The following is a 13,140-nucleotide window of genomic DNA, read 5'->3' on the forward strand; positions in this document are numbered from 1 at the left end:
CGTCCCACGCGCAGCCCCGGCCCCGTCCGGTGGGCGGCGCGTGCCCGCGGCGCTGCAATGGAGGCATCTTCCGATCTGCCGGAGCCGCCCCATGACTGCCTCACCCGCCACCCGCCTGCTGTTCGGGGAGCGTTCGCTCACCGTCGTCGCCGCCGATTTCGCCAGCCGCTTCGATGCCCACGCCGCCGCCGATCAGCTGCGCGCCGACCGGCAGGCCGATGGCCCGGTAGCCGTGCTGAGCCCCCACGCCCGGCATGTGGACAAGGTGCTGGAGCCGGAAACCCGCGGCATCTGGTCGACCGCGCTGCGCAGCCACCTCACGCTGGGCCTGCTCGGCCTGGCCGGTGGCCTCGCCATCGGGGCGCTGCTGATCGCGCAGTGGACGGCCGCCGCCGCCTCGCCGGGCTTCACGCTGCTGTTCCTGGGGGTCATGGGCCTGTTCAGCGGCGGGATGTGGGCCGGCTTCATCACCCTGCGCCCGGACCATGGGCGCGTGATCCGCCGCGTGGAAGACGCGCTGCACCGCCACCAGTGGGCCGTGGTCGTCCACCCCCGCACCGAGCAGGGTGCCCGGCACGCCGCGCGGGCCCTGCGCGGCTGGGGCGCCGATCCCGCCCGTTCGCTCTGAGCGCAGGCCCTAGCCCAGCGGCCCCAGGCCATGCCGGGCACGCGCCCGGTCGCAGGCGTCGTCGCCGCGGCCGTGCGGGCTGAGCAGCCCGAACTCGCGGCACGGCGATGGCCGCCACTCATGGATGCCGCAGCGGGCGTCCACGCCCACGCGGCCGGTGAGGGCGGCGCAGCGCGGCTGCGCGTGGTCCGTGCCGCGCAGGCGGCAGGTGGTGTCGGTCACGTCCACGGCCAGGCCGTCCGGCACGCTGCCGCCCTCGCTGAGCAGCTCGTCCCGGGCGAAGTCCACCCGGAAGCTGGCGCAGCAGGCGCCGCAGCCGATGCAGGGGTTGGACGCCGCGGCCGCGGTGCTCACGCCGCCGGGCCCAGCGTGCTGTCGCCGCCCAGCGTGCTGTCGTCGCCCGGGGCGTCCGGACCCGCGGCGCGCACCACCGTGACGGTGCAGTCGGACTCGGCCACCACCTGCGAGGACACGCTGCCGAGGTAACGGCGCAGGGCGGAGTTGCCACGCGCGCCCATCACGATGTGGTCGATCTGGTTGCGGCGGGCGAAGTCCACGATGGCCGTGGCCGCGTCGGGCGCTTCCAGCACATGGAAGGTGAGCCGGCCTTCGTCCAGGTTGAGCGACTTGCTGATGGGCCGTGCCCAGTGCTTCAGCCCGACCAGCTGCTTCACGTGCACGCTGCGGCCCTGGTCGTCGGTGAGCTCGTCCATGCCGATGCGCGCCGTGCGCATCACGCTGACGCAGGCCAGGCGCGCACCCGGCTCGGTGAGCACGATGCGGCGCACCGTCTCGCGCAGTTCGTCCAGCAGCCGGCGGCTGGCCGATTCCACGTCCACCGCGGCCAGGATGATGGGACTCTTCTTGACCAGCTCGGTGGCGGTCACCGGCCGCGCGTCCGGCTCGGAGCCGAGGGCGAAGAACCACTTCTTGGCACGCTTGAACGCGCTGGAGCGCTGCAGGCGCTCGGCCCGGCGTGTCAGCGGCACCTGGGCGGGGTTCTGCAGGTCGAGCGACAGCTGCGCGGCGCTGGGGTAGCGGTTCTCCGGCTTCACCTCCAGGCACTTCAGGATCACCTCCTGCAGCCAGGGCGGGCAATCGGGCCGCAGCGCGCGCGGTGGCACCGGATCGATGTACAGCCGCTTGCGCAGGCCGTGCACCGAGTTGGGCGCGCCGAAGGGGCGCTCGCCGGTGGTCAGGTGGTACAGCATCACGCCGAGCGCGAACAGGTCGCTGCGCGGGTCGTTGCGCACGAACTGCACCTGCTCGGGCGACATGTAGGGCCCCGTGCCCATGGGCAGGGTGAACTCCTCGTCGAGCAGGTCGGGCAGGTGGTCGTGGCGCGACAGGCCGAAGTCGATCAGCACCGCGGTGCCATCGGGCCGGAACAGGATGTTGCTGGGCTTGATGTCCAGGTGCACCACATGCTGGCGGTGCAGGTCGTGCAGGGCGGTGGCCACGCGCGAGCCGATCTCCACCACCTCGTCCAGCGACAGCGGGGCGTCGTCGAGCCGGGGCCGCAGCGAGGGCCCCGGGATGTGCTCCATCACGATGTAGGGCTGGCGGGTGAAGTCGCCCTTGGCCACGAAGCGCGGCACATGCGTGCCGGACAGCATGGGCATGATCATCCGCTCGACCTCGAAGCCGACGATCGTGGCCGGGTCCTCGCCGCCCTTGATGCGCGGCACCTTCATGATGAGCGGGAATTCGGCCGGCGCGGGGCTCATGTCGGGCTGCAGCCGCGTCACGCGCCACAGCGTGGCCATGCCGCCGGTGTGCAGTGCCTCGTCGAGCCGGAAGCCGTCGATCACCTGGCCGGCGGCCAGGGGCGAGGGCAGGGCGGCACCGTCGCCGCGGCTGCCCCAGGCGAAGGAATTACTCTCCATGCGCGAGCCGGTCCGCCAGCACCGCGGGCAGCCCGGCGCGCCGGATCTTGTCGGCCGCCGTCTCGTGGTCGTAGGGCACGCGGTGGAAGGTCAGGGCCTGCTCGTCGGTGTCCAGCATGGCGTAGCACGCGGCCGGGTTGCCGTCGCGCGGCTGCCCGGCGGAGCCCGGGATCACCAGCCATTGCCGGTGGGGCGGCACGGGAATGGGCACGCCCGGCGTGGGGACGAAGTCGCCGGCCTTGCCGGTGCCCGACAGGTGGAACAGCTTCGGCTCGTGCATGTGGCCGCAGAAGGTGTAGTGGCAGGGCGTGGCGTGCAGGCTGCGCACCGCCTCCAGCCGGCCCTGGATGTACTCCCATTCGGCCGGCGCGAAGGCGTTGGCGTGCACGAAAAGCATGTTGCCCTCGGTGTGCGACAGCGGCAAGCCGCGCAACCAGGCCAGTTGCTTTTCGTCAAGTTGCGCCTGGGTCCACTCGATCACCCGGCGCGCGTCGGGCCGCATGGTGGGCGAGGGGCCCTGGGCGGCACCCGCGTCGTGGTTGCCGCCGACGGCGATGGCGCCCTCGGCCACGTAGGCCATGACGGTGTCCACCACCCAGGCCGGATCGGCCCCGTAGCCGACGTAGTCGCCCAGGAAGGCATGGCGCCCGGCGCCCTGCGCGCGGGCATGGTCCAGCACCGCCTGCACGGCCTCGCGGTTGGCATGCAGGTCGGTGATCAATGCGAGCTTCATGTGCCCTGTGTCTCCTGGCGCCAGCGTCTCATCCGCGCCTGACGCCATACTGATCCGATGACGGGCTTCAGCGGCCGATGCGGCCCAGCACCAGATATTCCATGAGGGCCTTCTGCACGTGCATGCGGTTCTCGGCCTCGTCCCAGACCACCGATTGCGGGCCGTCGATGACCTCGGCGGCCACCTCCTCGCCACGGTGGGCCGGCAGGCAGTGCATGAACAGCGCGTCCGGCTGCGCCACGGCCATCATCGGCGCGTCCACGCACCAGCGCGCGAACGCCTTGAGCCGGGCCTCGTTCTCCGCCTCGTAGCCCATGCTCGTCCACACGTCGGTGGTCACGAGGTGGGCGCCGCGGCAGGCCTCCAGCGGGTCGGCGAAGACCTTGAAGCAACCGGTGTCGCGGATGCCGGCCACCTTCGGGTCCACCTCGTAGCCGCTGGGCGTGCTCACGTGCACGGTGAAGCCCAGGATCTCCGCGGCCTGCAGCCAGGTGTTGGCCATGTTGTTGCCGTCGCCCACCCAGGCCACCACCTTGCCCTTCAGGCCGCCCAGGTCGTAGCCCTGGGCGTTCACGGGCGCACGGTGCTCCAGGAACGTGAACAGGTCGGCCAGGATCTGGCAGGGATGGAATTCGTTGGTCAGGCCGTTGATCACGGGCACCCGCGAGTGCGCGGCGAAGCGCTCGATCTTCGTCTGCTCGAAGGTGCGGATCATCACCAGGTCGACCATGCGGCTGATGACGCGGGCGGAGTCCTCGATCGGCTCCGCGCGGCCGAGCTGGCTGTCGCCGGTGGTCAGGTGCACCACCGAGCCGCCCATCTGGTACATGCCGGCCTCGAAGCTCACGCGGGTGCGGGTGCTGGCCTTCTCGAAGATCATGGCCAGCGTGCGGTCGACCAGCGGCTGGTACTTCTCGTAGTTCTTGAAGCGCTGCTTGATCACGCGCGCCCGCTCGAACAGGTAGGCGTACTCCTGGGCGCGGAGATCCTTGAACTGCAGGTAGTGCTTCATGAGCGAATGGCCGGGTTGCATCGGGTCGGGTTCGGGGCAGGCGCCAGGCGCGTGCGTCAGGCCGCCGGCTCGGCCAGGAAGGCCTTCACCAGCGGGCACAGCAAAGCGACGATCTCGTCGGCCTCGTCAGCGGTCAGGATGAGCGGCGGCACCAGGCGGATGACCTTGTCCGCGGTCACCGACAACAGCAGCCCGGCCTCCAGCGCCCGCGTGAGCAGCACGCCGCAGGGGCGGTCCAGCTCCACGCCGATCATCAGGCCGGCGCCGCGGACCTCCACCACGCCCGGCAGGCCGCCCAGCTCGCGCTCGAGCCCGGCCTTCAGGCGCGCGCCCACGGTGGCGGCGTTGTCCAGCAGGCCGTCGGCCTCCATGATGGCCAGCGTCTCGATGCCGGCCCGCATGGCCAGCGGGTTGCCGCCGAAGGTGGTGCCGTGGTTGCCGGGGCCCAGCACGTCCTTCGCCCGCTCGCCCACCACCACCGCCCCCACGGGCACCCCGGAACCCAGGCCCTTGGCCAGCGGCATCACGTCGGGCAGGATGCCGGCCCACTGGTGCGCGAACCACTTGCCGGTGCGGCCGATGCCGCACTGCACCTCGTCGAGCATGAGCAGCCAGCCGCGCTCGTCGCACAGCGCGCGCACCGCGCGCAGGTAGTCGGCGCGCGCCGCGTGGATGCCGCCCTCGCCCTGGATGGTCTCCAGGAACACCGCCACCACGTCCGGGCGGGTGGCCGCCACCTCGCGCATGGCCTGGATGTCGTTCAGCGGCACCCGCACGAAACCCTCGACCAGCGGCTCGAAGCCGGCCTGCACCTTGGGGTTGCCCGTGGCCGACAGGGTGGCGATGGACCGGCCGTGGAAGGCCTTCTCGAACACCACCACCTCGGGGCGGGCGATGCCGCGGTCGTGGCCGTACTTGCGGGCGATCTTCAGCGCCGCTTCGTTGGCCTCCAGCCCGGAGTTGCAGAAGAAGGCCGAGGACAGCCCCGACAGGGCACACAACTGCGCCGCCAGCTGTTCCTGCAGCGGGCTCTCGTAGTAGTTGGAGCAGTGGATCATGCGCGCGATCTGCGCCTGCAGGGCCGGCACCAGCCGCGGGTGAGCGTGGCCGAGCGTGTTCACCGCGATGCCGCCCAGGCCGTCGAGGTAGCGCTTGCCGGTGGTGTCCCACACCCGGCAGCCCTGGCCATGCGACAGGGCCACGGGAAGGCGGCCGTAGGTGTTCATCACGTGCGGCATGGAGGCGGTCATGGGCGGGCTTTCCGGGGCGTCCAACGGGGGGCGAGGCAGGGCCGGCAGCGCGTGGGCAGCCGGGCGGCAAGGGGCGCCGATTCTACGCAGCGGCGGCCGTCGACCGCCGGGCATGCTGCGGCGCAGCAGCGCAAGGCACAATAGCTGCTTCGCCTGCGGGCGCGCCAACCCCCCGTCACCCATGGGGGCGTCAGTGACCTGCCAGCCAAATGCCTTACAACGCGCGGTCCGCCGCCTCGCGTTGCGCCCGATGTCCCTTCACAAGCCTCGCCAAGTGTTCATCCAGGGGGTCACCCTGGAAGGCCGCACCTTCCGCCCCAGCGACTGGGCGGAGCGTCTGGCCGGCGCGATGTCGTCGTTCAGGCCGGGCGGCGCGGTGGGCGGGCCCGGCGCGCACATCGGCTATTCGCCCTACTGCGTGCCCCGCGTGATCAACGGCGTGAAGTGCGTCATCGTCAACGAGGCGCTGAAGGACATCGAGCCCATGGCCTGGGACTTCGTCATGAACTTCGCGCGCGACAACGGCCTGCAGGTGGCCGAGGCCTGCCTGCTGGAAGACCCGCCGCCCGGCTGAGCCCGGGACTGGGGCACATGAAAAAGGGCTCGCGACGCGAGCCCTTTTTCATGGGTACAAGCGGGGTACCCCGCAATGAAAAGGGCCCGCAGTGCGGGCCCTTGGCATTCCACCGGAAACAGGTTCAGGCGGCCAGCGCCTTGACCTTGGCAGACAGGCGGCTCTTGTGGCGAGCGGCCTTGTTCTTGTGGAAGATGCCCTTGTCGGCGATCGAGTCGATCACGCTCTGGGCGCTCTTGAAGGCCTCGGCGGCCTGGGCCTTGTCGCCGGCGGCAACGGCCTTGAGCACGCTCTTGATGGAGGTGCGGAACTTCGAACGCAGCGACGAGTTGGCCGCGTTCAGGTGGACGTCTTGGCGGGCGCGCTTGCGGCCCGAGGCCAGGCGCACGGTGCGCTTCTTGGCTTTGGAGGAGGTGGCCATGGGTGTTGGTTGGGTTTCCGGTGGGAAAGACCGTCGAGTATAGCATCCTGGCAAGAGGGCAGGCAAGGATGGCCACCGCCCGGGCGCCCGGGTGTCTACAATCCGGCGCCCGCTGTTCCCTGGGCTCGCCAGGGAGTGCGCGGGCGACAACCGCCCCGGCCCTCGCGCGGCCGCCTGCCTGCTCCTGCATGAACCTCCTGAAGGCTGCCTCCACGGTCTCGCTGTGGACGCTGCTGTCCCGCATCACCGGCCTGGTCCGTGACCAGCTCATCGCCGCCAGCTTCGGCGCCGGTGCCCTCACCGACGCCTTCAACGTCGCCTTCCGCATTCCCAACCTGCTGCGCCGGCTGTTCGCGGAAGGGGCGTTCTCGTCCGCGTTCGTGCCCATCCTCGCAGCCACCCGCGCCACCGAGGGCGACGAGGCCACGCGCCGGCTGGTGGATGCGGTGGCCACGGTGCTGTTCGCCGCGCTGCTGCTCACCTGCGCCCTGGGCATCGTCGGTGCGCCCGTCATCGTGTGGATGTTCGGCGCCGGCCTGCAGGAGCTGGACCTCGCGGTCGTCATGACGCGCTGGATGTTCCCGTACATCGGGTTCATGTCGCTGGTGGCGCTCTCGGCCGGCATCCTGAACACCTGGAAGCGCTTTGCCGTGCCGGCGGCCACGCCGGTGCTGCTCAACATCGCGATGATCAGCGCCGCCTGGGGCCTGGCCCCGTGGCTGGAGCGCCGTGGCATCCAGCCGATCCACGCCTTGTCGGCCGGCGTCATGCTGGGCGGCGCGCTGCAGCTGGCGGTGCAGGTGCCCGCGCTGCGCCGCATCGGCTGCCTGCCGCGCCTCGGCTTCGGCCCGGCAGCCTGGCGGCGCGCCTGGGCCCACCCCGGCGTGCAGCGGCTGCTCACCCAGATGGCGCCGGCCCTGCTGGGCGTGTCCGTGGCGCAGCTGTCGCTGCTCATCAACACGCAGATCGCCTCCCACCTCGGCCCGGGGGCAGTGTCGTGGCTGTTCTTTGCCGACCGGCTGATGGAATTCCCCACCGCGCTGCTGGGCGTCGCGCTCGGCGTGGTGCTCATTCCCGGGCTGTCGGCCCGGCGCGCCCAGGGCGACGACGCCGGTTACTCCGCCCAGCTCGACTGGGGCCTGCGCCTGGTGCTGCTGCTGGCGCTGCCCTGCGCCATCGCCCTGGGCCTGTTCGCGCAGCCACTGGTGGCGGTGCTGTTCCATTACGGCCGCTTCACGGCAGACGCCGTGGCCATGACCGAGCTGGCCCTGCGTGGTTATGGCGTGGGCCTGCTGGGGCTCATCGGCGTGAAGGTGCTCGCGCCGGGGTTCTTCGCCCAGCAGGACCTGCGCACGCCGGTGCGCATCGCGGTCGTGGTGCTGGTGTTCACCCAGCTGATGAACCTGGTGTTCGTGCCCTGGCTGGGGCATGCGGGCCTGGCGCTGTCCATCGGCCTGGGGGCGCTCGTCAATGCCACCTGGCTGCTGGTGGGCCTGCGGCGCCAGGGGTACTACCGGCCGGCGCCGGGCTGGCCGCTGTTCGTGGCGCGCCTGCTGCCGGCCAATGCGCTGCTGGCGGCGGGCCTCATGTGGGCGGCCCGGCACGTCGACTGGCTCGGGCTGCAGGCCCAGCCCGGCGTGCGCGTCGCCTGGCTGGCGGCCACCATGGCCGTGTCCATCGTGGGCTACTTCGCGCTGCTGCTGGCCTGCGGGGTGCGCTGGCGCGAGTTCGCCCGCCGCGCCTGAGCGGCCGCCCGCCGTCGATCGGCCTACACTGGCTGCATGAGCCTGCCGCTGCGCCTGGAGCCGCCCAGCCCGCTGGAGTACTTCGGCACGCTGGTCGCCGAGGACGAGGGCTTCGCGCTCATCGAGGCGGCCGTCTCGCTGGGCCAGGACGCCGACCCCGGGCTGGACCCGCAGGCGGTGCTGGAGGAGATCGACGCGCTGGGTGCGCGCCTGGCCGGCCGCCTGCCGGCCGATGCCGGGGCGCTGCACCGGCTGCGCGCGCTGAACCGCTACTTCTTCCATGAACTGGGCTTCGCCGGCAACGTGAACGACTACCACGACGCCGACAACAGCTACCTGCATCGGGTGCTGGCCACGCGCCGCGGCATCCCCATCTCCCTGGCGCTGCTGTACATCGAGCTGGCCGGTCATGCCGGCCTCACCGCGCGCGGCGTGTCGTTCCCGGGCCACTTCCTGGTGAAGCTGCGGCTGCCCCAGGGCGAGGCGGTGATGGACCCGTTCAACGGCCGTTCCCTCTCCCGCGAGGAGCTGGAGGAGCGCCTGGAGCCGCTGCGGCGACGGCAGGGCCTGGTGGGTGACTTCGAGATGCCGCTGGGCCTGTTTCTCCAGGCCGCCGAGCCGCGCGAGATCATTGCCCGCATGCTGCGCAACCTGGTGGTGGTGCATCGGCAGGCGGGCGATGCCGCGCGGCTGCTGGCCGTGCAGGAGCGCCTGGTCTGCCTGCTGCCGGACGCCTGGGACGAGCGTCGCGAGCGCGGTCTGCTCCTGGCCGACCTGGGCCGGCAGGATGCGGCGGCGGCTGACCTGGCGGTCTACCTGGCGCATTGCCCGGACGCCCCCGACGCCCCGGCCATCGAGGCCCGACTGGACGCGCTGCGGCACGCGCCGCGGCGGCCGCTGCACTGAAGCCGCGCACGCGCCCACTAAAATCCGCGCGCCCTGCGGCGCTGCCGGTCCGCCCGCCGCCCATCGGTGGCCGCCCGTCCGCCGCCCCATCCCGCCCATGACCTTCACCCCCGCCCAGCGTCAGACTGCCAGTTGGCTGGCCATCGCCGCCGTTGCCCTGGGCGTGCTGTGGGCGCTCGCGCCGGTGCTCATGCCCTTCGTGCTCGGTGCCAGCCTGGCGTATGCCCTGCATCCGGCCGTGGAGCGCATGGCCGCGCGCCGGGTGCCGCGGGTGCTGGCGGTCACGCTGGTGGTGGTGGCCGTGGTCGTCGGCCTGCTGGCCGTGGCGCTGCTGATCGTGCCCGTGCTGGCCAAGGAGGTGCCGCTGCTGAAGGCGCAGGTGCCGATGCTGGCCGAGCGCCTGGACCGTGTGCTGGCCCCCTGGCTGGCGCAGTTCGGCGTGCAGGTCTCGCTGGACGTGGAAGGCATCAAGGCCATGGCACGGCAGGCGCTGGACGGCAACCTGGAGGACTGGGTCGCCGCGGCGCTGAGCTCGGCGCGCATCGGCGGCAGCGTGCTGCTGTCACTGCTGGGCAATGCCGTGCTGGTGCCCGCCGTGCTGTTCTACCTCCTGCTGGACTGGCCCCGCCTGGTCGAGCGCAGCCTGTCGCTGGTGCCTCCGCGCCACCGCCCGGCGGTGGACCGCTTCCTCGACGAGTGCGACGGCGTGCTCGGCCAGTACCTGCGCGGCCAGGCACTGGTGATGCTGGCCCTGGCCGCCTACTACACCGTGGCGCTGGCCCTGGCCGGCTTCGAACTCGCGCTGCCGGTGGGCGTGTTCACCGGCCTGGCGGTATTCATTCCCTACCTCGGCTTCGGCCTGGGCCTGCTCCTGGCGCTGCTGGCGGGGCTGCTGCAGTTCACCGGCTGGTACGGCCTGGTCGCGGTCGCCGTCGTCTACGGCGTCGGCCAGGTCATCGAGAGCTTCTGGCTCACGCCCCGCCTGGTGGGCGAGCGCATCGGCCTGCCGCCCCTGGCGGTGATCTTCGCGCTGCTGGCCTTCGGCCACCTGTTCGGGTTCGTGGGCGTGCTCGTGGCCCTGCCGCTGTCCGCCGTGGCGCTGGTGGCCGGCCGCCGGGTGACGGCCGCCTACCTCGGCAGCAGCCTGTACCGCCCATGAAGCAGCTGCCTCTGCCCATCGGCGTCGAGACCGAACCCGGGTTCGACACCTTCGTCGTCGGCGACAACCTGGCGGCGGTCGACGCACTGCGGCGGCTGCCCATCCCGTCGGCGCCGGTGTACCTGTGGGGTCCGCCCGGCGCCGGCAAGAGCCACCTGCTGGCCGCGCTGGCGCGCCAGCTGCGGGCCGAGGGCGCGCGCGTGGGCTGGTTCGACGCCCGCACGCCGCTGCCCTGGCATTACGACGAAGGCTGGTGGCTGGTGGTGATCGACGACGCCGACCGCCTGGACGCCGATCGCCAGCACGCGGCCTTCGCGCTGTTCGTCGAGGCCGCCACGCATGGCGCCCAGATGGCCGCCGCGGGGCGCCTGCCGCCGGTGGACCTGGGCGTGCGCGACGACCTGCGCACCCGCCTGGGCTGGGGCCAGATCCACGCCATCCAGCCGCTGGGCGAAGCCGGTACACGGGCCGCTCTGCGGCGCGAGGCCGACCGCCGTGGCATCTTCCTGTCCGACGAGCTCATGGACCACCTGATGACCCGCTTCAGCCGCGACCTCGGCTCGCTGATGTCGCTGCTCGACCGGCTGGACCGCTACGCCCTGGCCGAGGGCCGTCCGGTGACGGTGCCGCTGCTGAAGAAGATGCTGGCCGAAGGCGAGCCCGCCACCCCTTGACCCCGCCCCCCGTGAACCTCGCCCTCTTCGACCTCGACGGCACGCTGCTGCCCACCGATTCCGACCATGCCTTCGGGGAGTTCATGGTGCGCATCGGCTGGGTGGACGGCCAGGCCTGGCGCGACCGCAACGACCATTTCTACGCCCAGTACCAGGCTGGCACGCTGGACCTGGCGGAGTACCTGGATTTCGCCACCTCGGCCTGGCGCCACCGGCCGCCGGCCGAGGCCGACGCGGCGCGCGAGCGCTTCCTGCAGGAGGTGATCCAGCCCCAACTGCATCCCCAGGCACGCGCCCTGGTGGACGCACACCTCGGTGCGGGCGACCTGGTGGCCATCGTCACCGCGACCAACGAGTTCGTCACCGCGCCCATTGCCCGGGCGTTCGGTGTGCCGCACCTGCTGGCCGTGCAGCTGGAGCGCGACGTGCAGGGCCGCGCCACCGGTCGTGCACGGGGCGTGCCGACCTTCCGCGAGGGCAAGGTGACGCGGGTGGAGGCCTGGCTGCGTGCACAGCAGCGTGCCTGGACCGACTTCGACGACGTCCTCTTCTACAGCGACTCCACCAACGACCTGCCGCTGCTGGAGCGCGTGGCCACGCCCGTGGCGACCAACCCCACCCCCGCGCTCGAGGCCATCGCCACGGAGCGGGGCTGGCGCATCCTCCGACTCTTCGAGACCCCATGATCCGCAAGTTCATCGACAAGCTGCTCGGCAAGCCCGCGCCCGCCGACGCGCCCGCGGCCCCCGCGCGCATCCCCCTGGGCAAGCGCATGGAGGTGCCGGCGTCCGAGCACGGCATCGACCCCAAGCTGCTGGACGAGCGCGCCGTGCGCGTGGTCACCACCCTGCAGGACGCCGGCCACGAGGCCTACATCGTGGGCGGCGCGGTGCGCGACCTGCTGGTGGGTCGCCGGCCCAAGGACTTCGACGTGGCCACCAACGCCACGCCCGAGCAGGTCAAGGGCCTGTTCCGCCGGGCCTTCATCATCGGGCGACGGTTCCGCATCGTGCACGTCATCCATGGCCGCGGCCGCGACCACGAGGTGATCGAGGTGTCCACCTTCCGGGCCTACATGGACCCCGCCGCCACCGAGCAGGTGGAGGGCAACGAGAGGACCGCCAAGGGCGACATGGCCGGCAAGAGCCACGTGGTGGACGCCAGCGGCCGGGTGCTGCGCGACAACGTCTGGGGCCCGCAGATCGAGGACGCCGCCCGGCGCGACTTCACCGTGAACGCGCTGTACTACGACCCGCGCCAGCAGGTGGTGGTGGATTACCACCATGGCCTGAAGGACGCCAAGGCACAGGTGCTGCGCATGATCGGCGACCCGGCCACGCGCTACCGGGAGGACCCGGTTCGCATCATCCGCGTCATCCGCTTCGCGGCCAAGCTGGGCTTCACCATCGAGCCCAAGACGCTCAAGCCGCTGAAGTCCATGGCCGAACTGCTGGCCAACGTGCCGGCCTCGCGCCTGTTCGACGAGATGATCAAGCTGCTGCAGACCGGCCACGCGCTGGCCAGCCTGGCGGAGCTCAAGCGCCACGGCCTGGACCGCGGCGTCTTCCCGGTGCTGGAGGCGGTGCTGGCGAACGCGCCCGAGGGCAGCGCGCGTGAGAAGTTCGTCCACCTCGCGCTGGCCGACACCGACCGCCGCGTGGCCGAAGGCAAGGCGGTGGCGCCCAGCTTCATGCTGGCCTGCATGCTGTGGCACGACGTGGACGCGAAGTGGTCGGGCCTGCGGGCGCAGGGTGAGCACCCGATGCCGGCGCTGTCGCAGGCCATCGACGCGGTGTTCGACGCGCGCATCGGCGACATCTCCGGCCGCGGCAAGCTGGCCACGGACATGCGCGAGATCTGGATGATGCAGCCGCGCTTCGAGCGACGCACCGGCCAGACGCCCTACACGCTGGTGGAGCAGCCGCGCTTCCGGGCGGGCTTCGATTTCCTTCGGCTGCGCGCCGACAGCGGCGAGGCGCCGGCCGAGCTGGCGGAGTGGTGGGAGGACTTCTCGCTGGGCAGTGACGCCGATCGCGAGGCGCTCATCGAGGCCGTGCGTGAGACCAGCCGGCCCAGGCGTGGGGGGGCCAGCGCCGGCGGCGCGCGCCGCAGCGGGGCATCGGGCGCCCGCGGTGCCGCCGCCGGCGCGCCC

14 protein-coding genes are annotated in these 13,140 nt (G+C 72.0%); 8 read left to right on the forward strand and 6 right to left on the reverse strand.

Annotated features, from left to right (window positions below):
* The first annotated feature begins 91 nt into the window (after nucleotides 1-91).
* Nucleotides 92-628 (forward strand): hypothetical protein, encoded by a 537-nt coding sequence (locus ACE3UN_RS14605; RefSeq protein WP_374675698.1) that lies wholly within the window; start codon nucleotides 92-94, stop codon nucleotides 626-628.
* Between the two features lie 9 nt (nucleotides 629-637).
* On the opposite strand, the gene ACE3UN_RS14610 is transcribed toward ACE3UN_RS14605, so the two are convergent.
* From ACE3UN_RS14610 to ACE3UN_RS14630, 5 genes are all read right to left on the reverse strand, one after another.
* Nucleotides 638-982: a YkgJ family cysteine cluster protein gene (locus tag ACE3UN_RS14610; protein ID WP_374675699.1), complete on the reverse strand. Its 345-nt coding sequence runs from the start codon at nucleotides 980-982 to the stop codon at nucleotides 638-640.
* Nucleotides 979-2,514 carry a serine/threonine protein kinase gene (locus ACE3UN_RS14615; RefSeq protein ID WP_374675700.1) on the reverse strand — a complete coding sequence of 512 codons (1,536 nt, stop codon included), beginning with the start codon at nucleotides 2,512-2,514 and terminating at the stop codon, nucleotides 979-981. The genes ACE3UN_RS14610 and ACE3UN_RS14615 overlap by 4 nt, the downstream gene beginning before the upstream one ends.
* The gene (locus tag ACE3UN_RS14620) at nucleotides 2,504-3,247 is read right to left on the reverse strand and encodes a metallophosphoesterase (RefSeq protein WP_374675701.1); all 744 of its coding nucleotides are present in this window, start codon (nucleotides 3,245-3,247) and stop codon (nucleotides 2,504-2,506) included. The genes ACE3UN_RS14615 and ACE3UN_RS14620 overlap by 11 nt, the downstream gene beginning before the upstream one ends.
* Before the next feature lie 67 nt (nucleotides 3,248-3,314).
* The gene (argF, locus tag ACE3UN_RS14625) at nucleotides 3,315-4,280 is read right to left on the reverse strand and encodes an ornithine carbamoyltransferase (RefSeq protein ID WP_374675702.1); all 966 of its coding nucleotides are present in this window, start codon (nucleotides 4,278-4,280) and stop codon (nucleotides 3,315-3,317) included.
* Between the two features lie 35 nt (nucleotides 4,281-4,315).
* On the reverse strand, nucleotides 4,316-5,509 hold the full coding sequence (locus ACE3UN_RS14630) for an aspartate aminotransferase family protein (protein WP_374675703.1): 1,194 nt from the start codon (nucleotides 5,507-5,509) through the stop codon (nucleotides 4,316-4,318).
* Nucleotides 5,510-5,759: 250 nt separating this feature from the next.
* Between ACE3UN_RS14630 and ACE3UN_RS14635 the strand changes: the two genes are divergently transcribed.
* Entirely contained in the window at nucleotides 5,760-6,083 is a 324-nt protein-coding gene (locus ACE3UN_RS14635; RefSeq protein WP_374675704.1) for a DUF3579 domain-containing protein, read from the forward strand.
* A gap of 124 nt (nucleotides 6,084-6,207) precedes the next feature.
* Here ACE3UN_RS14635 and rpsT read toward each other — a convergent pair whose 3' ends face one another.
* Nucleotides 6,208-6,504 (reverse strand): 30S ribosomal protein S20, encoded by a 297-nt coding sequence (gene rpsT / locus ACE3UN_RS14640; protein WP_374675705.1) that lies wholly within the window; start codon nucleotides 6,502-6,504, stop codon nucleotides 6,208-6,210.
* Nucleotides 6,505-6,692: 188 nt separating this feature from the next.
* Here rpsT and murJ point away from each other — a divergent pair, with 188 nt between their 5' ends.
* The 6 genes from murJ to pcnB all read left to right on the forward strand — a co-directional run.
* The gene (murJ, locus tag ACE3UN_RS14645; protein WP_374675706.1) at nucleotides 6,693-8,249 is read left to right on the forward strand and encodes a murein biosynthesis integral membrane protein MurJ; all 1,557 of its coding nucleotides are present in this window, start codon (nucleotides 6,693-6,695) and stop codon (nucleotides 8,247-8,249) included.
* A 36-nt stretch (nucleotides 8,250-8,285) separates the two neighbouring features.
* Entirely contained in the window at nucleotides 8,286-9,155 is an 870-nt protein-coding gene (locus tag ACE3UN_RS14650) for a SirB1 family protein (RefSeq protein ID WP_374675707.1), read from the forward strand.
* Nucleotides 9,156-9,252: 97 nt separating this feature from the next.
* Entirely contained in the window at nucleotides 9,253-10,314 is a 1,062-nt protein-coding gene (locus ACE3UN_RS14655) for an AI-2E family transporter (RefSeq protein WP_374675708.1), read from the forward strand.
* Nucleotides 10,311-10,988, forward strand: coding sequence for a DnaA regulatory inactivator Hda (gene hda / locus ACE3UN_RS14660; RefSeq protein WP_374675709.1), 678 nt, complete (start codon nucleotides 10,311-10,313; stop codon nucleotides 10,986-10,988). The genes ACE3UN_RS14655 and hda overlap by 4 nt, the downstream gene beginning before the upstream one ends.
* Nucleotides 10,989-10,999: 11 nt before the next feature.
* On the forward strand, nucleotides 11,000-11,674 hold the full coding sequence (locus tag ACE3UN_RS14665; RefSeq protein ID WP_374675710.1) for an HAD family hydrolase: 675 nt from the start codon (nucleotides 11,000-11,002) through the stop codon (nucleotides 11,672-11,674).
* A partial coding sequence (pcnB, locus tag ACE3UN_RS14670; RefSeq protein ID WP_374675711.1) for a polynucleotide adenylyltransferase PcnB occupies nucleotides 11,671-13,140 on the forward strand: 1,470 nt, incomplete at its 3' end. The genes ACE3UN_RS14665 and pcnB, both read left to right, overlap by 4 nt.

It is taken from the genome of Ideonella sp., from assembly GCF_041918995.1.
Classification (GTDB): domain Bacteria; phylum Pseudomonadota; class Gammaproteobacteria; order Burkholderiales; family Burkholderiaceae_C; genus Ideonella.